The following is a 26,432-nucleotide window of genomic DNA, read 5'->3' as shown; positions in this document are numbered from 1 at the left end:
ACACAATGATAATTTAAAAATAAGTTATTTTAGTCGATTCTATAACAAAAAGCTTCAATAAAATTCAGTAATTTTAGACAAACCTATTTTATGAAAAAAATCGCTTTAAAAGTATTTATATTTTCCTTTTTATTAGCAAGTTATAGCACAAGTGCACAATCTAAGATTATTACAATTAATGATTTTGGTGATAAAGAAATGCTTCAATTAGAAAAAAATGCGCCAAAAGATGGTTGGGTACTTGTAAAATACAATCAAGATCAAGTATTAATCAATTTGTCAAATAAAGATTATGTACTTTTTTGGGCAGCAAATTGTACAAATCCAAAATATTTAATCGAGTATTCTAATCATTATCGTGATGGAGATTTTGGAGGTTTAGATTTTGCTAGCTCATCAAACAACAACCATTCTAAAACAGTTTTTCTAATCGATGGAAAAGAATTTAAAGATCCTTTTACAACAAATAATAATCTACCAATTTTTCAAGAAGCATTAAAAAAAGGTAAAAAAATGACAATATCTTTCTTTGATAATGAGTTTGATCCTAACAAAGGGGAAGATGTTTTGAAACTAAATCGTTCGATAGATTTTAAACTAAATAACTCAGAATTACTTGACGAAAAATCGGGTTGCAAAACAGATTAATTACACACTAAATTTCATTTAATTATAACAAAAAGTTAGCTTATTTATATGTTCGATTTTAGATTAAAAGTTTTTGATACGGTTGCTAAACGCTTGAATTTCACAAAAGCAGCAAACGAATTAAACATAACTCAACCAGCTGTTACAAAACATATTAAAGAAATCGAATTAAATCTAAACATTAAGTTATTCGAGCGAAATGGAACGAAAATAAAATTGACAAAAGCTGGCGAAATTCTATTAAAATATACTGAAGAAATTTTTTCTGTTTATCAAAAAATGGAATTTGAAATCGGACAATTACAAGAGAAACAGAAAGGAACTTTACGTTTGGGTGCAAGTACCACGATTGCACAATATGTGTTACCTCCTATCTTGGCAGAATTTCGCAAAAGATTTCCTGAAATTCAGTTGAGTTTAGTGATTCAAAATTCTGAAAAAATTGAAGATTTATTAGCAAATCATAAAATTGATGTCGGTCTAATTGAAGCTCAAATCAAAAACCGAACGTTTCATTATTTTCCGTTTATGAAAGATGAAATTGTGTTAGTTTCTCGTCAAAATCATTCTATTTCGATCAAAAATAGCATTAAAATTGATGATTTAAATAATATTCCATTGGTTTTTCGAGAACCTGGTTCTGGAACTTTAGAAACCATTGATTTAGCTTTAAAATCGAAAAATATAAAGCTAAATGAGCTCAATATCGAAATTCAATTGGGAAGTACTGAAAGTATAAAATCTTATGTACTACATTCTGATGCATTGGCTTTTTTACCGATTCAATCTATTTTACAAGAGCTTAAAAATCAAACTTTAACTATTATTGACGTTAAAAACCTAGTGATAGAGCGTAACTTCAATTTTATCGTTCCAGAAGGAGAACAATCTAAATTGGTGAATTTATTTATTGATTTCTGCAATCGTTATAACTTAAAGTAATAATAGATTACTTTTTATCATTTCTTTTTGAATAATAAGTACAAGAAATTTGTACCATAAAATTATTCAAATCATGAAAATTATACATTCAGAAAAAGGCTTATTTCAACAATTCACAACACAAAAAGTTATCTTTTTAATTTGTGCATTTCTAAGTTTAATGTCTTTTATAAGCTCTCCTATCGCATTAGTTTTAGGATTTGTTGTCGCACAACTATTTGGAAATCCATACGAAGCCCAATCACGAAAAGTATCAAGTACTTTACTGAAAGTTGCTGTAGTAGGTTTAGGATTCGGAATGAATATCTTCTCGGCTATACAAGCAGGAAAAGAAGGAATTGTATTCACCATTGTGAGCATTTCTACGTTGATGATTTTAGGATTATTATTTACAAAGTTCTTCAAAATTGAAAAAGCTACAGGCTACCTAATTTCTGCAGGAACAGCAATTTGCGGAGGAAGTGCAATCGCAGCAATCGCGCCAATTACAAAAGCAAAACCCAATCAAATTTCGGTTGCTTTAGCAGTGGTTTTTACTTTAAATTCTATTGCCTTATTGATTTTTCCGCCACTTGGACATTTATTCAACTTATCTCAACATGAATTCGGTTTGTGGTGCGCCATCGCCATTCACGATACAAGTTCAGTCGTTGGAGCAGCAAGCAAATACGGTGAAGAAGCTTTACAAATAGCTACAACAGTGAAATTAGCACGTGCTCTTTGGATCATTCCATTGTCGTTTTTAACCTTATTGTTTTTCAAAAACAACACATCAAAAATTAATATTCCGTGGTTTATTGGTCTATTTTTAATTGCTATTTGTGTGAATACCTATGTACCATTTGTTCATCAATTTAGCCCGATGATTATCGATTTATCAAAAGCTGCACTTACGCTTACATTATTCTTAATCGGAACAAGTTTATCATTCAAAATGATGAAAAATATTGGCTACAAACCATTATTAATGGCTATTATTTTGTGGATAATTATTGGTGTTGGAAGTTTAATTATGATTATGAATTTAGCTTAAAATCGTTCAGATTTCTATATTTGTTGTTATCTTTAGAACAAGAAAATTTACAATGAATCATAGATTATTAAAAAATATTGCACTCGGAATTGGATTTTCAATTTCGAGTTTTGTTTCTGCACAAACTTATACTTTAAAATTCAAAACGAATTACGGAAAATTTGATGTGATGTTATATGATTTCACACCGAAACATCGCGATTTGATTTTGAGTGAAATTAATAAAGGAACTTATACAAATGCACAGTTTAATCGTATTGTAAAGGATTTCGTGATTCAAGGAGGCGAATTAGATGATCCTATTTTGGCAAGAGAAGCCGAACATCCAGAGCAAAAACCGATTCGTTTAGCGCCAGAATTTAGTCCGAAAGCTTTTCATAAAATGGGAGCTTTAGGCGCTGGTCGAGATGGAAATAAAGAGAAAGCATCGTATTACAATCAAATTTATTTTGTTGTTGGAAAGAAAATTATAGCAGAAGAATTAGATAATTTAGAAGCTAAAAAAGGAATCAAATTTACAGCAGAACAACGAGCTGAGTATTTGAAGAATGGTGGACAACCACGTTTAGATAATGATTTTACTGTTTTTGGAGAAATTACAAAAGGTTTTGATAAAGTGATGAATATGAGTAAAGTTGAAACGAAGAATGAATTACCATTAAAACCTGTTGTATTTTCTATCAAAGTGAAAAAGAAAAAAACGCCTACAAAATATAACAAGACAAGTGTTTCTTTAGGCGCAACAGCAATTGGTTTTTAAGCTGTCATACATAATAATTGTGTATTTTTGCACATCAATATCAAATTATGCAACCATCAATTTTATTAACGACTTTAAACGCAAAATATATTCACCTCAATTTGGCGATTCGTATTCTTTACGATTTGAATCATCACCGCGGAAATATTTTTTGGAAAGAATTTACGATTAAATCTGACTTTGATGAAGTTGCTGAAAAATGCGCTAAATACGATATTGTTTGTTTTAGCTGTTACATCTGGAATATTACGCAGACATTAGAAGTATGTAAACGTATCAAAGAGGTTTCCCCTACAACCAAAATTATGTTAGGCGGACCAGAAGTTAGTTACGAATATGATGATGTTATTGCAAATGATTATATCGACTATATTATTGTAGGTGAAGGAGAAATACCATTCGAGGAATTTGTTGAAAATTATCCAGCGATCGAAAATGTATCGAATTTAGTCTACAAAAAAGAGGAAAAAATTGTTTTCAATATACAAAATATTCAATTTGATATCAATCGTTTAGAAGGTCGAAATCCATATCAATATGATAATCCTGCGGATTTAGAAAAGAAGGTTTGTTATATCGAAACTTCTCGTGGATGTCCCTATAAATGCGAGTTTTGCTTGGCTAGTTTAGACAACAAAATGCGTTATCTACCAATGGAAACCATCAAAGAGAATTTATTGTATTTGATGAAACATGGGAAAACGATTAAGTTTTTGGATCGTACATTTAACATAAAACGAGATTTTACGATAGAATTGTTTCAATTTATTTTAGATAATTATCGCGAAGGAAACGTTTTTCAGTTCGAGATTACAGCCGATATTGTTCATCCAGATATCATAAAATTCATCAACGAAAAGGTTCCAAAAAATCTTTTCCGTTTCGAGATTGGAATTCAAACCGTTAATCAACAAAGTAACCGAGAAGTTTCGCGCAAGCAGAATTTTGAAAAAACATCTAATGTGATCAATCAATTAAAAGATCGAATTGAAATGCATTTGGATTTGATTGTTGGTTTACCTTTGGAATATGTGGATGATTTGAAATTTAGTTTTGAAGAAACTTTCAAGCTTTATCCGCCGGAATTGCAATTAGGTTTTTTGAAGTTTCTGAAAGGAACACCAGTTCGTCAAAAATATGAGAACTACGGCTATCATTTTGATCCAATGCCACCATATCAAATTATCAAAAGTGATTTTTTAAGTGAACAAGATTTAGAAAATATTACAGCTTTAGAAAATGCGTTGGAGATTTATTGGAACAAACCAAGAACGCCAGAAACGCTGAAATATATTGCACAAAAGTATTCGATTTTTGACTTTTTAATGGGATTAGGACAATATTTTGAGCAACATCATTTGTTCCATAAACATACATTGAACGATGTTTTTCAGACGATTTTTGATTTTGCGAAAACATTTACAAATGATCAAATTGTGTTAGAATTAATCGCGATTGATTATTATAGTTTTCATAAATCAAAGCCAAAAGATTTGTTTAAAATGGAACAAAAAATAGAAGAAGATTTAAGTGAGCTTGCTTCGCATCCGAAAAGTAAATTTGTTTCTATCCCAATTTCATTTGATTATCCAACTTGGAAAGATGAAAACCAAATCGTAAAATCTTACGAAAATTGGTTAATCGAATTTGTCGGAACTTCACATAATATTATTCACTGCGAAGTGTTTGAATAAAAAAATGATGTCTACAAAGACATCATTTTTTTTATAGAATCCCCATCAATTCTACTTCGAAAATCATGGTAGAATAAGGTCCTAATTCTTTTGAAATTTCGCGATCTTTGTAACCTATTTCTGGTTTTACAACAAATTTAAATTTACTTCCAACTGGCATTAATTGTACACCTTCTGCCCAACCTTTTATGACATTTTCCAAAGGAAAAGCAGCAGGTTTCTTACGTTGAACTGAGCTATCAAATACTTCTCCGTTTACATTTGTTCCATGATAATGACACAAAACTGTATCTGATAAAGTTGGTTTTACTCCTTCTCCCATCGTCAAAACTTCATACAATAATCCGCTTTCGGTTTCGGTTACACCTTCTTTCAATTTATATTCTTCTCGAAAAGCTAAACCTTCAGTTTTGTTCTTTTCAATCAATTCTTGCTTGCGTTTTAATAATAATTCAGCTACTCCCATTTCGCAAATTTATAAGGAATATTTTTAATAAAAGAATATTAGTCATTTATACATTTTGGTTATTTTTATCCAAACAATTAACTACATGAATAAAAAACTGTTATCATTTCTACTTACTCTTTTTACTATCTTTAGTTTTGGGCAACATACTGTGAAAGAAATCCCTTTCCGATTAACTAAATACAACAATATTTTAGTACCAGTTGTTATCAATCAAAAAGATACAGTACAATTGATGTTGCATACAGGTTCTGACTATGTCACGATTATCGAAGATTCCTACAAAAAAATGAAATCTATTGCGATTTCTGATACCTTAAATAATGTGACATCGTGGGCTGGATATTCGGATATGAAAATGAGTCAAAACAATGTGATTAAATTTGGTGATGAAGAGTTTAATAAAATACCAATTTTTATCGATAAACAGTCTGGACATGAGAGTGATGGAAAAATTGGTTTGAAGTTTTTTAAAGGAAAATATTTAGAAATCAATTTTGATGAGAATAAATTAGTTGTCTATGATAAAGCACCTTCTAAATTAAAAAAATATACAAAATTAAATTCGAGATATTCTCAAGAAACGCTGTATATAAAAGCTTTTCCATTTATTGACAAAAAACCAATTGAAGCCGAATTTATGATTCACACCGGTTTTTCTGGCGCTTTGATGATTTCGGATGATTTTGCAAAAGACTATAAATTATTAGAAAAATTTGAAATTACTGGAGAGTCTAAACTAAGTGACGCTGCCGGAAATGTAATTCTTTCCAAAAAATCTATTTTACCTGATTTTGAATTAGCAAATAAAACATTCAGAAATGTACCAATGTCATTTTTTGATAGTACAATAAAAATTCAACACAAAAATATTATGGGTGGAGATTTGATTAAACGCTTCAATCTAATTCTGAATCCTGAAAAAGATATTTTATATGTAAAGAAAAGCAACTATTATAAAGACGAGTATTTTAAGTTGTAAATTCAGTATAATACTTTGTATATTAATAACATATTAAAAAACATGAAAAGAAGTTATCTATTTATTATAGTTATTTGTATTATATATAGTTGTCAACAAAATAATGGAGGTAAAAAAATTGATAAAAATGAAATTGTATCACTAAAACAAGATTCATTGATTTTTGAAAATGACACTATTTCTATTTACAAAATTGATTCAATTGATTTTTTTAAAACAAAAAACCAAGTAAAAATTAATAATGATACTCTATTTTATATTGATAATTTTGAGGAAGCAAAAGAAATATTAAAAGGTCGTGTTGTATTTGGCGGTTATAATTCAGATACTAATTTGATTGATTCTACTATAAATGATCAAATGATTTTTATGATTAATTTTGCTAACAAGAATAAAATATTTGCAAACGAAGAAGAATATTTTTGGGATATGGCGTTTTCTCGCTACTATCCATCAGAGGAGATTCTTCTTTGCGAGGGTGGACATTCTTCAGATTTTTCGTTTGATCTAAAAAATGGAATAATAGGACCAGAGCTTGTTGGTAATCCAAAATATATACGTTATTCTCCTTCTAAAAAATACAGATTAAATGGTTGGTTTCCTGGGCAAGAATGTTCAATTTATTTTATTCAAAAACAAACAAAATCTGCTTACAAGCCTTATACTTTTATACCAATAGATTTAACAAAAGAACAATTCGATTTATGTACAATTATTGATATTTTTTGGAAAACAGATACTGAATTATTTTTTAGAAATACATACTTTTATGATGGTAAAGATAAACGGTTAGGATTTTTTAAGTTAAAAATTAAAAGAGAATTTTAACGTTAAGCTGAATTTTCTACAATTATTTTAATAGAAAATCCACTTCAAATGAAGTGGATTTCTTATATAAATTATACTTATATTTTATTTTGATTTGAATTTGTTAATCGCGTTAATCGTAAATTCTGATAAAACTAATTCACCCGAGATTTTGGCACGCTCAATTAGTAATTCGTCCCAATTTTCTGTTCCTTCCCAAGAAACACGTTTTAAATGTTTCATTGCTTCTGGATTTGAATTAGCTAACTTTTTAGCTAAAATATCGATTCCTTCGTCCATTTCAACTGCATTTGCATAAACTTCTGCATACAAACCTTTTTCTTTCGCCCATTCAGCCGACTGAAATTCAGTTGCATTGATTGCCATTTGTGTAAAAGCAGAATTTCCAACTTTACGTTCTACAGCAGGTCCAACTACAAATGGTCCGATACCTACAGCTAATTCTGATAATTTTACAGATGCAAATTCTGTTGCAAAAGTATAATCTGCTGCGGAAGCAATACCAACTCCACCACCAACTGCTTTACCTTGAATACGAGCTAAAACAAATTTTGGTGCTTTACGAATCGCATTAATAACATGAGCAAATCCAGAGAAAAACTCTAAACCTGTCTCGCGATCTTTAATTGAGATTAACTCATCAAATGAAGCTCCTGCACAAAATGTACGGTCTCCAGCACTTCTCAAAACAATAACTTTTACTTCGTCATTGTTTCCTAATTTTTCAATTTCTGTTGCTAAGTTTCTTAATTGAGAACCTGGCATCGAATTACTTTGTGGATGAAAGAATTCAATTGTACCAATTCCGTTTTGTATATCTGATTTTACGTAAGCTTCCATAGTAATTTGAATATATGTTAATGTGATAATCAGCAAATTTAATTAATAATTTGAGATGCTATTAGTTGATGATTATTAATCTAAAACTTATTTAAGAGATGCTTCGACAAGCTCAGCATGACAAAAACCGTCATTTCGAGTAAATGTTTAATTCTTAAATTAAACATTTGTATCGAGAAATAAGATGGTTTTTATAAGTTCTTTCGTCTAATTTCTCGATATAATTCTCTCTTTCTACCGAAACGAAAATCACTCGAACTGACGAAATTTAATCTCATTAACGAATTCTCACATTCTCACATTATAATATTAATCTTGATTTAATTTTTTAACCATTGTTAAGATTGTTGCAATACCAACTGTTTCTCCTGTTTCATCGTAAATATCAACCAACCAACGAACAATTCCTTTTGCCACATCGTTTTCGTCTTTTTTCTCTTGATCGATTTTTTCTTTACATGTAAAACGAACTCCAATTGTAGAACCTGGATAAACAGGCTTCACAAAACGACATTCATCTAAACCATAGTTCAATAAAACTGGTCCTTTTTTCGCTAAAACAAATAAACCAGCCGCTTTTGACAATAAATAGTATCCGTGAGCAACATTACGCTCGAAAATAGTCCCTTCTAAAGAAGTTGCATCAACGTGTGCATAGAAATTATCGCCAGATAAAGCCGCAAATGCATTAATATCTGATTGTTGAATCGTATGTTTTGCTGTAATTAACGTATCTCCAACTTTTACTTCTTCAAAATGTTTTGCAAATGGATGTTTATCTTTTTCAATATAATCTGCTCCGTATTGATATTGTTGCGTAACTGCCGTTAATTTATTTGGAGAACCTTGGATTGCTGTACGTTGCATATAGTGTAACACACCACGTTTACCACCCATTTCTTCTCCTCCACCTGCACGACCTGGACCTCCGTGAACCAACAATGGAAGTGGTGATCCGTGACCTGTAGATTCTTTGATACATTCAGCATCTAAAATAACGATACGTCCATGTAATGAACCTGCATTCAATACGAATTCTGTAGCGATATCATTATCAGCCGTAACAATCGAACACACTAAAGATCCTTTCCCCATACGCACTAACTCAATTGCTTCGGCAGTTCCGTTGTAAGGAATAATCGTAGAAACTGGTCCAAACGCTTCGATATTATGAACGTCTGTTTTATTGAATGGATCGTTGTTTAAAAATAAAATTGGAGAAATGAAAGAACCTTTGTTTTTATCAGCACCTTTCACTTCGAAATTATCTAAATTTCCAAAAATAATTTCTTGCGATTTAGCTAATTCTTCTACTTTCTCACGAACTTCTTTCACTTGCGCTGCTCCTGCCAAAGCTCCCATACGAACACCTTCCACATTTGGATCTCCAATTGTAGTCGTTGCCAAACGTTGACCTAAAGCAATTTGTACGTCTTCAACTAAGTTCGCTGGAACCAATGCACGACGAACCGCAGTACATTTTTGTCCTGCTTTAGTTGTCATTTCACGTGTTACCTCTTTGATGAAAATATCAAATTCTGGTGATCCAACTTGTACATCTTCCCCTAAAACACAAGCGTTTAAAGAATCCGCTTCTAAGTTGAATGGAACACCTTCTGACGTAATTCTCGGATGAGCTTTTAACATTTGTCCTGTCCAAGCTGAACCTGTAAAAGTTACAACATCTTCTGACTCTACATTATCTAAAATTCCGTTTGCAGAACCTGTGATTAATTGTAAAGCACCGTCTGGTAAAATATTTGAATCAATAATTGCACGAACAACAGTTTCCGTTAAGAATGATGTAATTGTAGCAGGTTTTACGATAGCTGGAACTCCAGCCAATAAGTTAACCGCAACTTTTTCTAACATTCCCCAAACTGGGAAATTGAATGCATTGATATGAATTGCAACACCGCGTTTTGGTGTTAAAATATGTGTACCTAAGAATGTTCCGTTTTTAGAGATTTTATGAGTTTCTCCTTCCACATAAAAAGGTTGATCGCCGAATTGACGACGTAAAGATGCATTGGCAAATAAGTTCCCAATCCCTCCTTCAATATCAACCCAAGAATCTGAACGTGTTGCTCCAGTTGCCCAAGAAACAGTGTAGAATTCTTCTTTACGATCCATTAAGTATAGGGCTAATTTTTTCAACATTAAACCTCTTTCTTGAAACGTCATTTTACGTAAAGCTGGTCCACCAACTGTACGTGCATAATCCATCATCGCACCGAAATCTAATCCAGCTGATGATGCAGTTCCTATTTCTTCGCCATTGATGGCGTTATATAACATTTGCCCTTCAGACGAACCTTTTGTCCATTGTCCTAAAGCATAATTTTCTAATTGTTTAGCCATTTTTATGTTGTTTGTGTTTATTTATTAGTATTGAGATGATAGATTTTAGTAATTAGATTTCTAATCGTCATTTCGAATGAATGTTTAATTTTTAAAATTGAACATTCGTATCGAGAAATAAGATGGTTTTACAAATTCTTTCGTCTAAGTTCTCGATACAATTTTTAGATGAACTAAAAATCACTCGAACTGACGAAACTTATTACTCAAAACTCACAACTTTTTACTTTGTTTCATTCCACGTTTTATAATTACTCGCCATTGACTCGTAATAATAATCTGGAACTTCTGTTAATGGTTCACAAGGTTTTAAACTCTCATGACAATCACTTGGCAATTGCATATATTGTTGAGTACCTTGATCTTTCCATTCTATCATTTGATCCGAAACTTGTTTTACGATTTTGGCAGGATTTCCAACAACTACACTTCTTGTCGGAATATGCGTATCAGCTTTTATAAATGTTAAAGCACCAACGATACATTCATCCTCCACAATAACATTATCCATTACAACTGCATTCATCCCAACCATACAATTGCGACCAATTGTTGCTCCGTGAATAATTGCTCCGTGACCAATATGCGCTTTTTCTTTCAAATGAACTGTAGTTCCCGGAAACATATGAATCGTACAATTTTCTTGTACGTTACAATTATCTTCGATAATAATTTGTCCCCAATCACCACGCAATGCACAACCCGGACCGATGTAAACATCTTTTCCGATAATCACATTTCCTGTCACTACCGCTTGTGGATGAATAAAAGCTGTTGGATGAACAACTGGTTTATATCCTTTGAATTCGTAAATCATAATTTATAGATTTGAGATAGTAGTATTAAGTAATGAGATTTTATTTAATTGTCATTCTGAGTTTATCTCAGAATCTGATTAAGTTGATGTGATGTTGAAACAAGTTCAACATGACTAATATCTAACTTCTCAATACTAAAATCTATTTTATGCTCTTTCAATAATTACAGCGTAACCTTGTCCTAAACCGATACACATTGTAACTAATGCATAACGTTTTCCTGTTGCTTGTAATTCATAAGCCGCAGAGTTTAAGATACGTGCTCCAGACATTCCAAGTGGATGTCCTAAAGCAATTGCTCCACCATTTGGATTGATACGAGAATCGTTATCCGCTAAACCTAATGCACGCGTACATGCTAAAGATTGCGCTGCAAATGCTTCGTTTAATTCGATAATGTCAATATCATTCATTGTTAAACCAGCTTTTTCTAATGCAATTTTCGTTGCATTTACTGGTCCAATTCCCATGATACGAGGCTCAACACCTGCAACACCAGAAGAAACAATACGAGCCATTGGTGTTAAACCAAAATCTTTAATCGCTTGTTCAGAAGCTAAGATATTAGCAGCCGCACCATCATTAAGACCAGAAGCATTACCAGCAGTTACTGTACCATCTGCTTTGAAAGCTGGACGTAACTTCGATAAAATCTCCATCGTAGTATTATTCTTTGGAAATTCATCTGTATCAAAAATGATTGCATCTCCTTTACGTTGAGGAATAATTACAGGAACAATCTCTTTCGCTAAACGACCATTCGCTTGCGCAGCAGCCGTTTTTTGTTGAGACCAAACGGCAAATAAATCTTGATCTTCACGCGAAATATTATCACGTTCCGCTAAATTCTCTGCTGTATTTCCCATTCCATCAACACCCCACATTTCTTTCATTTTTGGGTTGATAAAACGCCAACCAAAAGTTGAATCATAAATTTGCGCATCACCACCAAATGGAGAAGACGATTTAGAAACTACTAAAGGTGCACGTGTCATCGATTCTGCTCCACCTGAAATCATTAATTGCGCATCACCAACTTGAATCGCTCTTGATGCAGCAATTGCAGCTGATAATCCAGAAGCACATAAACGGTTCACCGTTTCTCCCGGAACTGTATAAGGTAAACCAGATAATAAAGCCGACATACGTGCAATATTACGGTTATCCTCTCCTGCTTGATTTGCATTTCCTAAAATTACATCGTAAAATGCAGCAGGATCAATTGACGGATTTCTTTTTAATAATTCGGCGATTACCATTGCGCCCATATCGTCTGGACGAACAGCAGATAATCCACCTTTTAATTTACCAATTGGAGTTCTAACTCCATCTATAATATATGTTTGGTTCATTGTTTCTTTAGTTTTGAGTAATGAGTTCTAAGTTTTGAATTGGAAATACCCAATACTTATAACCCATAACTTATTACTTAATTCTCTTCAATCAAAGGTTTACCTGTTCTAAAACAAGTTCCTTTAAATAAAGCTATTAACTCATTGTTTTGATTCGTAACTTTGATATCGTAAATACCTGTTCTTTTTGTTGAAGAAATCTCTTGCGATTCGATTGTAAAAACATCTCCATTGCGCCCAGCTTTCGTAAATGAAATATGAACATCTAAAGCAACTGAAATATTATTATACATATTACACGAAAAAGCAAACGCAGAATCTGCCATCGCAAAAGTAACGCCTCCGTGAACAGAACCTACTCCGTTCATCATTTCTGGACGAATTGCTGCTTGTAATTTTGCATATCCTTCTCTTACTTCAATCACTTCTAAACCTAACCATTCACTAAATTTATCGTGGTCAAGCATTCTATTCAATAACTTTTGTGGTTCCATTTATTGATAATTTTTAGTAGAATGTTTTGTTTTCTTTGACGAAATTTCTAATAATTGGACTTAAACGGTAACGATCTTCGTGATAATAATTGTACAATTCATCTAAATCGTTTTGTACATTTTCAAGACCATATTCATCTGCCCATTTCAATAATCCTTTAGGGTAATTCACCCCTTTTGTCATCGCCGTATCCAAATCTTCACGATTTGCAATGTTTAAAAATAAAGCATCAGCTGCTTCGTTGATTAACATCACTAAAACGCGTTTGTAGATTTTTTCTAATAAAGCTTGATCTTGAGATGGTGCTTTTTTCTCCACTCCTTCTGCATAATTGTAAAATCCGCGACCAGATTTACGTCCGTAATATCCAGCTTCGAATAAGCGTTTTTGAGAGAAAGATGGTTTAAATCTTGGATCATAAAAGAATGATTCGAAAACCGATTCTGTTACACGATAATTGACATCATGTCCAATAAAATCCATCAATTCGAAAGGTCCCATACGGAAACCACCAACAGAAGTCATCGCAAAATCGATTGTTTCTGCATCAGCAACGCCTTCTTCTAATAAACGAATAGATTCGCTGTAGAATGGACGAGCAACACGATTTACAATAAATCCTGGTGTATCTTTTGTGATTACAGGTAATTTACCAACAGATTGAATTAATGCTTTTACTTCTTTTGCTAAATCTTCGCGTGTTTGTACGGCTGGAATAATTTCTACCAATGCCATTAATGGTGCTGGATTGAAAAAATGAATTCCTATTACACGTTCTGGTTTAGTACAAGCAGATGCGATTGATGCGATTGATAACGAAGAAGTGTTTGACGCTAAAATACATTCGTCAGAAACGATTTCTTCCACTTGTTTGAAAACTGATTTTTTTATATCTAAGTTTTCAATAATTGCTTCAATCATCAAATCGATAGATGCAAAAGCTGATAAGCTATCTGCATATTCGATATTATTTTGAATTTCTTGTGATTTTTCAGCAGTATATTTTTCTTTCACCACTAACTTCTCGAAAGTCTTCGCTAAGTTTTGTTTTGAACGATCTAAAGCTTCTTTATTTGTGTCATATAAAACAACAGAATGACCAGATTGAGCAAATACTTGCGCAATTCCAGAACCCATTGCTCCACCACCAATAATTCCTATTTTTTTCATTTCTTACTCGCCTTTAAAAACTGGATTTCTTTTCTCGATAAACGCGTCTACACCTTCTTGATAATCTGATGTATTCCCTGATTTAGCTTGAAATAATCCTTCTTGAATTAATTGTTCTTCGATTGAATTATTAAATGTTTGATTCAATAATTTCTTTGTATAAGCCAAACCTTTTGTTGGAAGATTGGCTAATTTATCAGCAATCTTTGCAACTTCAGCATCGAAAATATCATCAGCAAAAAACTCATAAATCATTCCGATTTCTTTTGCTTGAGCAGCCGAAACTTTATCAGCAAGCATCATCAAAGCAGTTGCTTTTTGCAGTCCAATTAAACGAGGTAAGAAATAAGTTCCTCCACAATCTGGGATTAAACCAATTTTAGAAAAAGCTTGAATAAAATTTGTCGATTCTTTCGCGACAACAATGTCACAAGCCAAAGCTAAATTTGCTCCCGCACCGGCAGCAACACCGTTTACAGCAGCAACAACTGGTTTGTCCATGTTTCTAATTTTAAGAACCAATGGATTGTAATTTTCTTGAACGATTTTATTAAAGTCGATTTCTTTTTCTTCTAAAACTTCGCCTAAATCTTGACCAGCGCAGAATGCTTTTCCCGTTCCAGTTAAAACTACTGCACGAACAGAAACATCTTGAGCTGCAACATCCAACTGATGTTGAAGAGATTTAATCATTTCCTGATTAAAACTATTAAAAACAGAAGGACGATTCAACGTAATCGTAGCAATTCCTCCCTCTTGTGTGTATAGGATTGATGTTGAATTTTCCATAATTTTTTAGTGATGACATTTGAAATAATCAAATGGTTCGTGGCAACTATTGCATTGATACATAGCTTTGCAGGCCGTAGAACCAAATTGACTGATAAGTCTGGTATCCGTAGAGCCACATTGTGGACATTCTACATTTTGTTCATCCGAAAAAAGCGCATCAGACGAAGGATTTTTGGTTGGCGGTGCAATTCCATAAGCCTTCATTTTTTGCTTTCCTTCTTCTGTCATCCAATCAGTTGACCACGAAGGACTCAACTGATTAATGACATTGATATTTTTGAATCCTTTTTCGATTAATTTTAAACGAACAGAAATTGAAATTGCACTCATAGCAGGACATCCCGAATACGTTGGCGTAATTGTAACGTTGACACTTTCTTGATCAATTAATTCAATTTTACGCACAACACCAAGATCGATTACACTAATCACAGGAATTTCTGGATCAGCGACTTCCTCCATGTATTGCCAAATTTCTTTTTCGGTTACCATTGCGAATTTGGATAAGTTCTTTGTAAATATTGTAAATCTGTTAAGATAAATCCTAAATGCTCAGTATGAACACCTTCTTTACCTCCTTTTTGTACAAAAGCATTTTCTACATCAGCTTCGATTGTCGCTTCGTCTAAAATTGCTTTTACATTTGCTAACCACGTTGCTTGAAATTCTTCTGGACTTGAAATTAATCCTTCTTCAACTAAAGCTTTTTGGTAAGGCGCTAATAAAAACGCTTCTTTTACATAAGGTAAAATATTGTTTACAGCTTCCTGAATTTTATCGTGAGATTCTTGTGTTCCGTCTCCTAAACGAATCATCCATTCTGATGACCATTTTAAGTGATATTTCACCTCTTTCAATGACTTTTCAGCGATAGCTTGTAATTTAAGATCTTTCACTTTCAAGAATTGCTCTAACAATAACGCGTGGTAAGAATCGTAAAAGAACTGACGTGCAACCGTATCTCCGAAATGTCCGTTTGGTAATTCAACTAACAATAAGTTTTTGTATTCACGCTCTTCACGTAACATTGCTAACGTATCTTCAGTTGCTCCATTCCCGATCATTTCAGCCGCATAGTCATAATAATTAGAAGTTTGACCTAATAAATCCAACGCCATATTAGACATTGCAATGTCTTGTTCTAAAATTGGACCATGACCACACCATTCGCATAAACGTTGTGCCAAAATCAGATTTGTATCCGCTAAATGCAAGATAAAATCGATGTAATTTTGATTGTTTTGATAAACTGTACTTGTCATAAATTACATGTTTTTAATTTCTTCTGGTACATCATAAAAAGTTGGATGACGATAAACTTTGTCTTCTGCAGGATCAAAAAATTGTTCTGCTTCATCAGGATTAGAAGCATGAATATTAGCAGATTCTACCACCCAAATACTTACACCTTCTAAACGACGTGTATAAACATCACGTGCATTTTCTAGCGCCATTGTAGCATCAGCAGCATGTAAGCTCCCAACGTGTTTGTGGTCTAACCCTTGTTTACTTCTAATGAATACTTCCCATAAAGGCCAATCTCTATTTTCCATCTTTTTATGCGTTTTTGCGTTGTTCTTTTTCTAATTCTCTTTGTTTTCTTTTTTCGTGGTAAGCTGTTGCAGCGTCACGAACCCAAGCTCCTTCGTTGTGTGCGTTACGGCGAGCATCCAAACGTTGTTTGTTACATTTACCGTTTCCTTTCACAACATTCCAGAATTCTTCCCAATCAATTTCTCCGAATTCGTAATGACCTGTTTCTTCGTTGAATTTTAGATCTGGATCTGGAATAGTTAATCCTAAATATTCAGCTTGAGGAATAGAAATATCCACGAAACGTTGACGTAATTCGTCATTTGAGAAACGTTTGATTCTCCATTTCATTGATAATTCTGAGTTTGATGATTCTTCATCCTTTGGCCCAAACATCATTAATGTAGGCCACCACCAACGATTCATTGCATCTTGCAACATCGCTTTTTGTTCTGGTGTTCCTTTTGATAATACCACTAATGCTTCGTAACCTTGTCTTTGGTGGAAAGATTCTTCTTTACAAACACGTACCATTGCGCGAGCATAAGGTCCGTAAGAAGTTCTACATAACGGAACTTGATTCAAAATCGCAGCTCCATCTACCAACCAACCAATCATTCCGATATCTGCCCAAGTAAGGGTTGGATAATTGAAGATTGATGAATATTTTGCTTTACCTGAATGTAAATCATTTAAAGTTTGGATACGGCTTGTTCCTAACGTTTCAGCAGCACAATATAAGTATAATCCGTGCCCAGCTTCGTCTTGAACTTTCGCTAACAAAATTTTCTTTCTATTTAACGAAGGCGCTCTTGTAATCCAGTTTGCTTCTGGTAACATCCCAACAATTTCTGAGTGAGCGTGTTGAGAGATTTGTCTGATTAATGTTTTGCGGTATGCGTCTGGCATCCAATCTTTTGGTTCGATACGAACTTCATTTTCAATCTTATTATCAAAGATTTCTTGAAAATCAATTTCTTTTGCACTCATTTCTAAAAGTTTTTAAAGTTGATTATTTGGCATCAAAATCTACCACGACTTCAGCAGAACGAGGATGCGCTTGACAAGCTAATACAAATCCTCTTTCTAATTCATCTGGCTCAAGTGAGTAGTTGATGTCCATTTCTACCTCACCCTTCTCTACTTTACACTTACAAGTTGCACAAACACCACCTTTACAAGCATAAGGTAAATCAGCTCCGTTTTGTAAAGCCGCATCTAAGATTGTGTCGCCATTGTAACCCAAATCGATTTGTAAAGCTGTTGCATCTAATTTGATGGTTACTTTACTCATTGTGTCATCTGATTGTTTTACAGCTTTTTGACGCTCTACCTTTTTCGCTTCTGCAGATGCACTATAGAATAATTCGAAATGCAAATGTTTTGCATCAACTCCTGCTTCTACAAAAGCGTCACGACCGCTTAAAATCATATCTTCTGGTCCACAAAGGAAAACTTCGCTTACTTCTTTTGGATCGATGATATTTTGCAAGAAATATTCAATTTTTGCTTTATCAATACGACCACTCAAAATCTCAGCATCAGCCGTTTCGCGACTCAAAATATTGTAAACGCTGATGCGTTCCATATATTTATTTTTTAATGCTTCAATTTCTTCTTTAAAAATAATCGATCCTTTGTTTCTGTTTCCATAAATCAGCACAAATTGGCTGTTAGGCTCTGTTTGTAGGACTGTTTTGATGATAGAAAGTACAGGTGTAATTCCTGATCCCGCTACAATTCCTACATATAATTTTTTGTTGTCTTCATGTACTTCTGTAAAGAAATTACCTTGTGGAGTCATTACATCAAGAACATCGCCAACTTTGATTGTATCGTTAACAAATGTCGAGAAAATTCCATCCTCAATTTTCTTTACAGCAACTCTTAATTCATTATCCAAAGGACTTGAACAAATTGAGTAAGAACGTCTAATTTCTTCATTATTGTGAAGATTCTTAAACGTTAAATATTGACCATGTTTGAATTTGAATTCTTGGTTTAATTCTTCTGGCACTTCAAATGTAACGGATACACAATCTGGTGTTTCCTTTTTTACATTTTTAACGCGTAATTGGTGAAAATTTATAGCCATATTATTTTTGAAATCCGTTAATTAATAGTGTCATTAAGTCATTTTCTAATTGTTCTGGTGAGATATCTCTCCCTGGTTTGTACCACAATTCTATCCAACGTAATGATGATAATAAAGTAAATAAAGCAACCGAAACATTCAAGTCTTTAAATTCGCCTGCCGCAATTCCTGCTTTGATAAGATTGGCGATTCTTTTTTCGTATCCTTTTCGAATTGTTTTGTACAACTCTTTTTTCGTATCCGAAAGATTTTTCCAGTCGTTATTTGCTACAGAAACTTCGTTTGGCTCAGCAATGATCATTCTGACGTGCAATTGAATTAAATCTCTCAATTTCTGAACATTTGACTCATTTGTATCTTCAATAGAACTAATGTGCGAAACATATTGATTGGCAACTTTAAAACAAATCTCTTCTAAAATTTCGTCCTTCGAACGAATGTGATTGTATAAACTTGCGGCTTCCATTCCGACCTTTTCTGCTAGCTCACGCATTGATGTTGCCGAATAACCTTTTTGTTTAAAGATTAATGCAGCTTCTTGAATAATCAGTTCTTTTTTACTTTGTTTAGGCATATATTTTATAAATGTCTGTTATCGATGATTCGGTTTAATTTACCTCCTTCACTTTTCGGAAGTTCATCTACTTGATACAATTTGACATTCATTCCTAATCCGATATTGTCTCTAATTTTTTTATGAATGTTAGAAAGTAATTTACAACATGCAAGATTAGATTCGTCGTTCAAATTATCACAAGATAAACCTTGGCTTGCAAAATAGTCAGGATTAATTTCAAATCCAACTTCTACAGCATCCATATTTTTAGGTTTTGTTAAAACTACTTGATAATTTGGCGATAACTCTGGAAATTCTGGAATAAAATCAGCGATTTGCGTGTGGAAGAAATTTACACCTCTAATAATCATCATATCATCAGCACGACCAATGATTGGTCCCATTTTGATATGTGTTCTTTTCTTAGAATGTTCGTATGTAAGGGTTGTAATATCTCCCGTCCAATAACGTACCAACGGTAAAGCTTCTTTTGTTAACGTTGTAATCACTAATACACCAGGTTGTCCATATGGTACAGGTTCACCTGTTTTTTCGTCTACAATTTCTGGAAAGAAATGATCTTCCCAAATGTAAGATCCTGTTCCTTGCTCTTCGTAATCTTCGTTAGATACACCAGGGCCGATAATTTCGCTCAATCCATAAATATTGGAAGCTTTGATATTTAAACTTCCTTCTACTTCTTGACGTAACGCTTCTGACCAAGGTTCTGATCCTAAAATCGCAAACTTTAAATTAAAATTATCTAACGATTCTCCTCTTTTCTTGATTTCCTCTGCTACTGTTAATGCATACGAAGGCGTTGCACAAATCGCATCAGCTTGAAAATCCTTCAACAACATGATTTGTTTCTCCGTATTTCCGCCTGAAATAGGAACAACTGTCATTCCTAATTTCTCTGCTCCATAGTGTAATCCCAAACCACCTGTAAATAAACCATAACCATAGGCATTTTGTAATGTCATTCCTGGTTCGCATCCAGAAGCTGCTAAAGAACGCGCTACTACTTCTGAAAATAATTCGATGTCATTTTTGGTATAGCCTACAACAGTTGGTTTTCCTGTTGTACCGCTTGAACAATGTAAACGGATTACATTACTCTTTGGTTCTGCAAATAATCCGAATGGATAGTTCTCTCTTAAATGTGTTTTTTTGGTGAAAGGTAGCTTGTGTAAATCTTCAACTCCATTGATATCTTCTGGTTTGATTCCAGCTGTATCAAATGCTTCTTTGTAAAAAGGTACATTTTTGTACACTTTTTGTAACATATTTTGAAGTCTTTCGTTTTGAAGAACGCGCAATTTTTCAATTGGCATTTGTTCTATCTCGGGATTAAATATCATAATTTTTGCAGATTTTGATTTTTGATAATAACAAATTTAATCAAAAAATTAACATAAACTAACAAACGTTAGTTTTTTTAGTGTAAAATTTACAATCATAATTAACTATCTCACTAATTAATAAGATAAAACATTATTAATCAACAACTTTAACTTCTCTGCATTTGGTAACATTTCTGCTTCCAAAACCGAATTTAATGGAATTGCCGGCATATCTTGCGCTCCTAACACACGAATTGGTGCATCTAAATACTCAAAACATTCTTCATTAATTAAACCTGCAATGCTCTGTGCAAAAGAGTTTTGCTTCGCTTCCTCTGTTAAGACAATACAACGATTGTGTTTTTTTACACTATTAAAGATTGCTTCCTCATCTAACGGAACTAACGTTCGTAAATCTATAATTTCGACTTGATTAGGAAAATCCTTAGCCGCTTGCTTCGCCCAATACACACCCATTCCATAAGTAATAATCGTTACAGAATTATGATTTTGAGAAGATTCAACCATTAAAACTTCACGTGCTTTACCGAAAGGTAACACATAATCTTCGTCTGGTTCAACTGTCGCTGCATCTTCTGTTCCTTTTATTTTACTCCAATACAACCCTTTATGCTCTAGCACCACCACAGGATTTGGATCGTAATACGCTGCTTTCATCAAACCTTTCAAATCCGCTCCAGTAGATGGATAAGCAATCTTGATTCCTTTAATATTCGTCAAAACACTCTCAACCGAACTTGAATGATAAGGTCCTCCGCTTCCGTACGCACCAATTGGCACACGTAAAATCATCGAAACTGGCCATTTACCGTTTGATAAATAATTAGAACGTGCCACTTCTGTAAACAACTGATTAAGACCTGGCCAAATATAATCGGCAAATTGCACCTCAACTATTGGTTTTAAACCTACTGCAGACATTCCAACTGTAGATCCGATTATAAATGCTTCTTGAATCGGTGTATTAAATACACGATTTTTACCATATTGTTTTGCTAAAGTTGCCGCTTCACGAAAAACTCCACCCAAACGCAACCCAACATCTTGTCCATATAATAAAGCTTCTGGATGTTCTGCCATCAATTCGCGAATCGCAAACAATGCCGAATCCACCATCACTGTTTTATCTTTTCCTTCTGGCGAACGATTCCCTTTTTCTTCCGTTATAGGTGTTAGCGCAAAAACATGCGTATATAAATCTTCAGGACGAGGATCTTCTGCTTTTAATGCTTCTTGATATTCAGCCTGAACTTGTTCTTTTATCTTATTCTCAATTTCGATTAAATCATTTTCATCGAAACCATCATTTAATAATGTATTCTTTAATTTATCGTAAGGATCACGAGATTGCGCTTCCTCCAAATCATCTCTATACCATTCTTTGCGAACACCAGATGTATGATGATTCAATAAAGGAACTTTTGCATGAACCAAAATCGGACGACGTTCTGTACGAATAATCTCAATTGCACGTTGAATCGTTTCATAAGAAGCCAAGAAGTCTGTTCCATCAACCACAAAAACTTCCAAACCATTGAAACCTTTCGCATAATGAGCGATATCCTGCGCACGAATTTCATCTGCCGAAGCCGAAATATCCCATTCATTATCTTGAACCAAATATAAAATTGGTAATTGTTTCAAAGCTGCCATTTGGAAAGCTTCAGCCACCTCACCTTCTGTACAAGACGCATCTCCTAACGAACAAACCGCAATTGGTTTTATTTCTTCGTCACAAAGACCTTCTAATTCTTTGTATTGCATTCCCATTGCAATTCCAGTTGTTGGAATCGCTTGCATTCCTGTTGCACTACTTTGATGCGGAATTTTCGGCATATTATCACGACGCAAACTTGGATGAGAATAATAGGTTCTTCCTCCAGAAAAAATATCTTCGCGCTTTGCTAATAATTGCAACATCAATTCGTAAGGCGTAATTCCGATTGATAATAACATGGCATCATCACGGTAATATGCGCTTAAGTAATCTTGTGGTAATAATTGTAATCCTGTTGCAATTTGAATTGCCTCGTGTCCACGCGAAGTTGCGTGTACATATTTGCTTGCAACGGCTTTATTTTCTTCGTATAATTCGGTTAAAGCTTTTGCTGTACCCAATAATTCGTATGCTTGTTTAAGTAATGTTGTTGTTGATTGTGTGATTTCCATTCTGATTAAATTTGTGTGTTAACATCCCAATTCTCCATGTAATCTGAAATTCTTTTCAAGAAAACTCCTCCCAAAGATCCGTCTATCACACGATGATCAAACGAAAGTGACAAATACATAAATTGTCTTGCTACGATAATATCTCCAAATTCAGTCTCTAAAACCGCAGGTTTCTTCTTAATTACACCAGTCGCTAAAATTGCCACTTCAGGTTGATTGATAATTGGCGTTCCCATCAAATTACCAAAAGTCCCCACATTACTAATTGTGAACGTTCCTCCACGGACATCATCTGGAGAAAGTTTATTGTTTCTCGCTTTATCTACAATAGAATTTACGCCTTTTGCCAAACCTTCTAAATTTAATTCATTGGCTTGATGAATGACTGGAACAATCAAATTATTGTTTGGTAAAGCCGTTGCAATACCAATATTTATCTCATTGTGTTTGATTATTTTAGTCTCAGTCTCATCAACTGATACATTAATCATTGGGAAATCTTTAATTGCACGAACAACACAATCTACAATTAACGGCGTAAACGTTAATTTTTGTTTGTATTTTGCTTCAAAAGCAGCTTTATTTTCTTCGCGCCATTTCACAAAATTCGTCACATCAGGTTCTACATAAGCCGTCACATGAGGTGAAGTTTGTTTACTCTTTTTCATGTGTTTCGAAATCAATTGACGCATTTTATCCATCTCAATGATTTCATCTTTCGCTCCAAAAGAAGAACTTGAAACTACATTATTTTCACTTAAAGTATTACTTGAATTATTAGATGTAAATGATTTATTTTGAATATAATTTAATACATCATTTTTAGAAATTCTTCCATCACGACCAGAACCTTTTATTTGTGAAACATCTGTTGATTGAAGATTTTCTTTCTGAATAATACTTTTTACCAAAGGTGATAAAAATTGATTTGTATCGATTGAATTTATAGTTTGTGAAGTTGTAACAGTTTCAATCTTTTTCTCTTCAACATTTTCAGTTTTTTGAGCTGATTGTTGTTGATTTCCTGAAGGCTCGATTATAGCAAAAACTTCTCCGATTTTGATTTCATCTCCTTCATTAAATCTAAACTCAATAATTTTTCCAGCAATTGTAGAAGGCACATCAGAATCTACTTTATCGGTCGAAACTTCGGCAATTACTTCATCTTCATTAATGAAATCACCAACGTTTTTTGTAAAACGAACCAATTGTACAGACTCAACACTTTCTCCCAACTTAGGAATCGTTAGTTCTATATTCTTCATTTCTTTGTTTTGCAGTTTTAATGCGTTGAAGATAGTGAATTTTTGTAAAAACTAATGAATGTTAGTTAAAAGTATTTTATTAAAATGTTCTTTTAATGAAAAATAATCATTTTAAAATCTCATCACTAAACCAACTCCCGCTTGATTATTCTGATACACAGGAAAAACCATAGTCGCCACTTTTGATTCTTTACTTTTTGGAGAAAACCAATTGTTAATCGTAGGAAATAGCCAATACGCCAACTCTGTAGATAAAATTCCAATTCCCGCTCCAGCAACTACATCTCCAACCCAATGACGATTATTGATAACTCGATAAACACCCGTAAATGCAGCAATTGGATACCCAGCTAAACTCAACCAAAAATTAGAATCTTGGTACTCTCGAAACATAAATTGAGCCGTAGAAAACGCATTTGCCGTATGTCCAGAAGGAAAAGAAAGATTGTTTGTTCCATCGGGTCTTTCTTCTTGTACAGTGTGCTTCAGCCCCATCACCAAACTTGTATTGATGATTTGAGAAGTTGCAAAAATTATTGTTCGATCTCTTAAATTATGTTTTCCTTTTACACCTGCTAAATTTAATCCATAGACCGCTGCAGCAGGCAAATATTGTGTATAATTATCAAAACGATTTCCTTTGGTTTTATCTTCCAAAATTTCGTTTTGAGTAGATTTATTTAAATCATCCAAAGCAGGGATGACCAAACTCAAACTTCCGTATGTAATTAAAGCAGCTGGTACAATTAGTTTTTTTGCTTTAAAATGATAGACTTTATCTTCTGGATTGAAGCTTTGTTTTGAAATTGAATCTATCTGCACAGAATCACTTGCTATTCTTTGAATTGAATCTTGAGCTTTTACATGTATTGAAATACATGAAACAAGTATGCAGGTAGAGATAATGGTTTTAGTTTTTAAGAGATTCATTTGTCATATAATTTATAGAACAAATGTATTTGAAACCTCCATAAACAAAACTTAAGATTTGATTAAGAAAAAAGCCATTAGAAATAATCCAATGGCTTTTAAAATATATCGATTTATAAGTTTCCTCGACGTTCTTGTTCTCTTTCTAAAGCTTCGAACAATGCTTTGAAATTACCAGCTCCAAACGATTGTGCTCCATGACGCTCAATAATTTCGTAGAATAATGTTGGACGATCTTCAACTGGTTTTGTAAAAATTTGTAACAAATAACCTTCTTCATCACAATCAACCAAAATTCCTAAATCTTGTAATTTCTTGATATCCTCATCAATTTCACCAACACGTTCTGGAATCATATCGTAATAAGCCTCTGGTGGCGCAGATAAAAACTCAACTCCGCGAGATTTAAGTTCTGTTACAGTTTTCACAATATCCTTTGTTGCAACTGCTATATGCTGTACACCTTCTCCTTCATAAAAATCTAAATATTCTTCAACTTGAGATTTTCTTTGACCTTCTGCTGGCTCATTAATTGGAAATTTTGAATAACCATTTCCGTTACTCATCACTTTCGACATTAATGCCGAATATTCTGTATTGATTTGTTTGTCATCAAACGATAAAATATTTACAAATCCCATAACATCTTGATACCAAGCAACTGCCTCGTTCATTCGATTCCAACCTACATTACCAACACAATGATCTACATACAATAAACCACAATCTGTTGGTTGATATGTTGATTCAGACTTCACATAACCTGGCATAAAAGGACCTTTATAATTCTTACGCTCAATAAACATATGTACCGTTTCACCATATGTGTAAATTCCAGACATTTTTACTTCACCAAACTCATCTGTAATCGTAGTTGGCTCCATATATGGTTTTCCTCCACGTTTTGTTGTTTGCTCAAAAGCATCGTACGCATCATCCACCCAAAGTGCTAAAATTTTAACTCCATCACCATGTTTCATTGCATGTTGACAAATTGGAGAATCTGATTTCAAACCAGAAGTTAATACCAAACGAATTTTCCCTTGTTGCAAAACATAAGAAGCTCTATCTCTCACCCCTGTTTCTGGGCCTGCATATGCAACTTCCTGAAATCCGAAAGCTGTTTTGTAGAAATGTGCAGATTGTTTTGCATTACCAACATAAAACTCGATATAATCTGTTCCATTAATTGGAAGAAAATCTTGTGCTAATGCTATTTTTTCTGCAAATGTTTGTGTACTCATTTTTATTGTGTTTTTTATTTTTATGTATGATGTATAAAGTTTTGTGAGATTCCTCCTAACGTCGGAATGACAATTATTTTAACTTTTCATTTTCT

General features: G+C 33.4%; 26 protein-coding genes. 7 read left to right on the top strand and 19 right to left on the bottom strand.

Translation table 11 applies throughout. The annotated features are described in order from the left end of the window. The first annotated feature begins 90 nt into the window (after window positions 1–90). From QHG34_RS00315 to QHG34_RS00295, 5 genes are all read left to right on the top strand, one after another. The gene (locus QHG34_RS00315; protein ID WP_282628079.1) at window positions 91–648 is read left to right on the top strand and encodes a hypothetical protein; all 558 of its coding nucleotides are present in this window, start codon (window positions 91–93) and stop codon (window positions 646–648) included. A 48-nt stretch (window positions 649–696) separates the two neighbouring features. Next, the gene (locus QHG34_RS00310) at window positions 697–1,590 is read left to right on the top strand and encodes a LysR family transcriptional regulator (protein WP_282628078.1); all 894 of its coding nucleotides are present in this window, start codon (window positions 697–699) and stop codon (window positions 1,588–1,590) included. A gap of 73 nt (window positions 1,591–1,663) precedes the next feature. Further along, window positions 1,664–2,623: a YeiH family protein gene (locus QHG34_RS00305; RefSeq protein ID WP_282628077.1), complete on the top strand. Its 960-nt coding sequence runs from the start codon at window positions 1,664–1,666 to the stop codon at window positions 2,621–2,623. A gap of 52 nt (window positions 2,624–2,675) precedes the next feature. Further along, entirely contained in the window at window positions 2,676–3,383 is a 708-nt protein-coding gene (locus QHG34_RS00300) for a peptidylprolyl isomerase (RefSeq protein ID WP_282628076.1), read from the top strand. A 47-nt stretch (window positions 3,384–3,430) separates the two neighbouring features. Next, on the top strand, window positions 3,431–5,077 hold the full coding sequence (locus QHG34_RS00295) for a B12-binding domain-containing radical SAM protein (protein ID WP_282628075.1): 1,647 nt from the start codon (window positions 3,431–3,433) through the stop codon (window positions 5,075–5,077). A gap of 31 nt (window positions 5,078–5,108) precedes the next feature. Here the strand turns inward: QHG34_RS00295 and QHG34_RS00290 are convergent, their stop codons facing one another. Then, on the bottom strand, window positions 5,109–5,543 hold the full coding sequence (locus QHG34_RS00290) for an FKBP-type peptidyl-prolyl cis-trans isomerase (protein ID WP_282628074.1): 435 nt from the start codon (window positions 5,541–5,543) through the stop codon (window positions 5,109–5,111). Between the two features lie 85 nt (window positions 5,544–5,628). Here QHG34_RS00290 and QHG34_RS00285 point away from each other — a divergent pair, with 85 nt between their 5' ends. Together QHG34_RS00285 and QHG34_RS00280 are read left to right on the top strand one after the other, a co-directional pair. After that, complete coding sequence (locus QHG34_RS00285; protein WP_282628073.1) at window positions 5,629–6,525, top strand: pepsin/retropepsin-like aspartic protease family protein; 897 nt, start codon at window positions 5,629–5,631, stop codon at window positions 6,523–6,525. Between the two features lie 42 nt (window positions 6,526–6,567). Beyond that, the gene (locus QHG34_RS00280; RefSeq protein WP_282628072.1) at window positions 6,568–7,353 is read left to right on the top strand and encodes a hypothetical protein; all 786 of its coding nucleotides are present in this window, start codon (window positions 6,568–6,570) and stop codon (window positions 7,351–7,353) included. Between the two features lie 84 nt (window positions 7,354–7,437). Here QHG34_RS00280 and QHG34_RS00275 read toward each other — a convergent pair whose 3' ends face one another. From QHG34_RS00275 to hppD, 18 genes are all read right to left on the bottom strand, one after another. Beyond that, window positions 7,438–8,193 (bottom strand): enoyl-CoA hydratase/isomerase family protein, encoded by a 756-nt coding sequence (locus QHG34_RS00275; RefSeq protein WP_282628071.1) that lies wholly within the window; start codon window positions 8,191–8,193, stop codon window positions 7,438–7,440. 309 nt (window positions 8,194–8,502) lie between these two features. Beyond that, a complete protein-coding gene (gene paaZ, locus QHG34_RS00270) occupies window positions 8,503–10,554 on the bottom strand; it encodes a phenylacetic acid degradation bifunctional protein PaaZ (RefSeq protein WP_282628070.1) in 2,052 nt (683 codons plus the stop codon). 223 nt (window positions 10,555–10,777) lie between these two features. After that, a complete protein-coding gene (locus QHG34_RS00265; RefSeq protein WP_282628069.1) occupies window positions 10,778–11,371 on the bottom strand; it encodes an acyltransferase in 594 nt (197 codons plus the stop codon). Between the two features lie 147 nt (window positions 11,372–11,518). After that, window positions 11,519–12,724 (bottom strand): 3-oxoadipyl-CoA thiolase, encoded by a 1,206-nt coding sequence (gene pcaF, locus QHG34_RS00260; RefSeq protein WP_282628068.1) that lies wholly within the window; start codon window positions 12,722–12,724, stop codon window positions 11,519–11,521. A gap of 77 nt (window positions 12,725–12,801) precedes the next feature. Further along, entirely contained in the window at window positions 12,802–13,218 is a 417-nt protein-coding gene (paaI, locus tag QHG34_RS00255; protein ID WP_282628067.1) for a hydroxyphenylacetyl-CoA thioesterase PaaI, read from the bottom strand. 13 nt (window positions 13,219–13,231) lie between these two features. Further along, on the bottom strand, window positions 13,232–14,389 hold the full coding sequence (locus tag QHG34_RS00250) for a 3-hydroxyacyl-CoA dehydrogenase NAD-binding domain-containing protein (protein WP_282628066.1): 1,158 nt from the start codon (window positions 14,387–14,389) through the stop codon (window positions 13,232–13,234). 3 nt (window positions 14,390–14,392) lie between these two features. Then, window positions 14,393–15,178: an enoyl-CoA hydratase-related protein gene (locus QHG34_RS00245; RefSeq protein WP_282628065.1), complete on the bottom strand. Its 786-nt coding sequence runs from the start codon at window positions 15,176–15,178 to the stop codon at window positions 14,393–14,395. A gap of 6 nt (window positions 15,179–15,184) precedes the next feature. Beyond that, a complete protein-coding gene (gene paaD, locus QHG34_RS00240) occupies window positions 15,185–15,673 on the bottom strand; it encodes a 1,2-phenylacetyl-CoA epoxidase subunit PaaD (protein WP_125350273.1) in 489 nt (162 codons plus the stop codon). Further along, window positions 15,667–16,443 (bottom strand): 1,2-phenylacetyl-CoA epoxidase subunit PaaC, encoded by a 777-nt coding sequence (paaC, locus tag QHG34_RS00235; RefSeq protein ID WP_282628064.1) that lies wholly within the window; start codon window positions 16,441–16,443, stop codon window positions 15,667–15,669. The genes paaD and paaC overlap by 7 nt, the downstream gene beginning before the upstream one ends. Window positions 16,444–16,446: 3 nt before the next feature. After that, window positions 16,447–16,734, bottom strand: coding sequence for a 1,2-phenylacetyl-CoA epoxidase subunit PaaB (gene paaB, locus QHG34_RS00230; protein WP_038335709.1), 288 nt, complete (start codon window positions 16,732–16,734; stop codon window positions 16,447–16,449). Between the two features lie 4 nt (window positions 16,735–16,738). Then, on the bottom strand, window positions 16,739–17,704 hold the full coding sequence (gene paaA, locus QHG34_RS00225; RefSeq protein WP_282628063.1) for a 1,2-phenylacetyl-CoA epoxidase subunit PaaA: 966 nt from the start codon (window positions 17,702–17,704) through the stop codon (window positions 16,739–16,741). Between the two features lie 22 nt (window positions 17,705–17,726). Beyond that, the gene (gene paaE / locus QHG34_RS00220; RefSeq protein ID WP_282628062.1) at window positions 17,727–18,809 is read right to left on the bottom strand and encodes a 1,2-phenylacetyl-CoA epoxidase subunit PaaE; all 1,083 of its coding nucleotides are present in this window, start codon (window positions 18,807–18,809) and stop codon (window positions 17,727–17,729) included. A 1-nt stretch (window position 18,810) separates the two neighbouring features. Continuing rightward, window positions 18,811–19,383 carry a TetR/AcrR family transcriptional regulator gene (locus QHG34_RS00215; protein ID WP_282628061.1) on the bottom strand — a complete coding sequence of 191 codons (573 nt, stop codon included), beginning with the start codon at window positions 19,381–19,383 and terminating at the stop codon, window positions 18,811–18,813. 5 nt (window positions 19,384–19,388) lie between these two features. Next, entirely contained in the window at window positions 19,389–20,726 is a 1,338-nt protein-coding gene (locus tag QHG34_RS00210; RefSeq protein WP_282628060.1) for a phenylacetate--CoA ligase family protein, read from the bottom strand. A 117-nt stretch (window positions 20,727–20,843) separates the two neighbouring features. Then, window positions 20,844–22,898, bottom strand: coding sequence for an alpha-ketoacid dehydrogenase subunit alpha/beta (locus tag QHG34_RS00205; RefSeq protein WP_282628059.1), 2,055 nt, complete (start codon window positions 22,896–22,898; stop codon window positions 20,844–20,846). Window positions 22,899–22,903: 5 nt separating this feature from the next. After that, window positions 22,904–24,163, bottom strand: a complete 1,260-nt coding sequence (locus QHG34_RS00200; protein WP_282628058.1) for a dihydrolipoamide acetyltransferase family protein — start codon at window positions 24,161–24,163, stop codon at window positions 22,904–22,906. A gap of 111 nt (window positions 24,164–24,274) precedes the next feature. Then, window positions 24,275–25,093, bottom strand: coding sequence for a phosphatase PAP2 family protein (locus QHG34_RS00195; protein WP_282628057.1), 819 nt, complete (start codon window positions 25,091–25,093; stop codon window positions 24,275–24,277). 113 nt (window positions 25,094–25,206) lie between these two features. Further along, a complete protein-coding gene (gene hppD, locus QHG34_RS00190; protein WP_282628056.1) occupies window positions 25,207–26,337 on the bottom strand; it encodes a 4-hydroxyphenylpyruvate dioxygenase in 1,131 nt (376 codons plus the stop codon). Between the last annotated feature and the right edge of the window lie 95 nt (window positions 26,338–26,432).

Source organism: Empedobacter sedimenti (assembly GCF_030005555.1).
GTDB lineage: Bacteria > Bacteroidota > Bacteroidia > Flavobacteriales > Weeksellaceae > Empedobacter > Empedobacter sedimenti.
This window is presented reverse-complemented; position numbering and strand designations above follow the sequence as displayed.

Bases quoted from the DNA above. Each gene is read 5' to 3' on its own strand.
- QHG34_RS00265 (WP_282628069.1), bottom strand. From the start codon at position 11,371: ATGATTTACGAATTCAAAGGATATAAACCAGTTGTTCATCCAACAGCT.
- QHG34_RS00205 (WP_282628059.1), bottom strand. From the start codon at position 22,898: ATGGAAATCACACAATCAACAACAACATTACTTAAACAAGCATACGAA.
- hppD (WP_282628056.1), bottom strand. From the start codon at position 26,337: ATGAGTACACAAACATTTGCAGAAAAAATAGCATTAGCACAAGATTTT.
- paaI (WP_282628067.1), bottom strand. From the start codon at position 13,218: ATGGAACCACAAAAGTTATTGAATAGAATGCTTGACCACGATAAATTT.
- QHG34_RS00250 (WP_282628066.1), bottom strand. From the start codon at position 14,389: ATGAAAAAAATAGGAATTATTGGTGGTGGAGCAATGGGTTCTGGAATT.
- QHG34_RS00215 (WP_282628061.1), bottom strand. From the start codon at position 19,383: ATGCCTAAACAAAGTAAAAAAGAACTGATTATTCAAGAAGCTGCATTA.
- QHG34_RS00295 (WP_282628075.1), top strand. From the start codon at position 3,431: ATGCAACCATCAATTTTATTAACGACTTTAAACGCAAAATATATTCAC.
- QHG34_RS00290 (WP_282628074.1), bottom strand. From the start codon at position 5,543: ATGGGAGTAGCTGAATTATTATTAAAACGCAAGCAAGAATTGATTGAA.
- QHG34_RS00310 (WP_282628078.1), top strand. From the start codon at position 697: ATGTTCGATTTTAGATTAAAAGTTTTTGATACGGTTGCTAAACGCTTG.
- QHG34_RS00300 (WP_282628076.1), top strand. From the start codon at position 2,676: ATGAATCATAGATTATTAAAAAATATTGCACTCGGAATTGGATTTTCA.
- QHG34_RS00195 (WP_282628057.1), bottom strand. From the start codon at position 25,093: ATGAATCTCTTAAAAACTAAAACCATTATCTCTACCTGCATACTTGTT.
- paaC (WP_282628064.1), bottom strand. From the start codon at position 16,443: ATGACAAGTACAGTTTATCAAAACAATCAAAATTACATCGATTTTATC.
- paaB (WP_038335709.1), bottom strand. From the start codon at position 16,734: ATGGAAAATAGAGATTGGCCTTTATGGGAAGTATTCATTAGAAGTAAA.
- QHG34_RS00280 (WP_282628072.1), top strand. From the start codon at position 6,568: ATGAAAAGAAGTTATCTATTTATTATAGTTATTTGTATTATATATAGT.
- QHG34_RS00200 (WP_282628058.1), bottom strand. From the start codon at position 24,163: ATGAAGAATATAGAACTAACGATTCCTAAGTTGGGAGAAAGTGTTGAG.
- QHG34_RS00285 (WP_282628073.1), top strand. From the start codon at position 5,629: ATGAATAAAAAACTGTTATCATTTCTACTTACTCTTTTTACTATCTTT.
- QHG34_RS00275 (WP_282628071.1), bottom strand. From the start codon at position 8,193: ATGGAAGCTTACGTAAAATCAGATATACAAAACGGAATTGGTACAATT.
- QHG34_RS00315 (WP_282628079.1), top strand. From the start codon at position 91: ATGAAAAAAATCGCTTTAAAAGTATTTATATTTTCCTTTTTATTAGCA.
- QHG34_RS00210 (WP_282628060.1), bottom strand. From the start codon at position 20,726: ATGATATTTAATCCCGAGATAGAACAAATGCCAATTGAAAAATTGCGC.
- QHG34_RS00245 (WP_282628065.1), bottom strand. From the start codon at position 15,178: ATGGAAAATTCAACATCAATCCTATACACACAAGAGGGAGGAATTGCT.
- paaZ (WP_282628070.1), bottom strand. From the start codon at position 10,554: ATGGCTAAACAATTAGAAAATTATGCTTTAGGACAATGGACAAAAGGT.
- paaD (WP_125350273.1), bottom strand. From the start codon at position 15,673: ATGGTAACCGAAAAAGAAATTTGGCAATACATGGAGGAAGTCGCTGAT.
- paaA (WP_282628063.1), bottom strand. From the start codon at position 17,704: ATGAGTGCAAAAGAAATTGATTTTCAAGAAATCTTTGATAATAAGATT.
- QHG34_RS00305 (WP_282628077.1), top strand. From the start codon at position 1,664: ATGAAAATTATACATTCAGAAAAAGGCTTATTTCAACAATTCACAACA.
- pcaF (WP_282628068.1), bottom strand. From the start codon at position 12,724: ATGAACCAAACATATATTATAGATGGAGTTAGAACTCCAATTGGTAAA.
- paaE (WP_282628062.1), bottom strand. From the start codon at position 18,809: ATGGCTATAAATTTTCACCAATTACGCGTTAAAAATGTAAAAAAGGAA.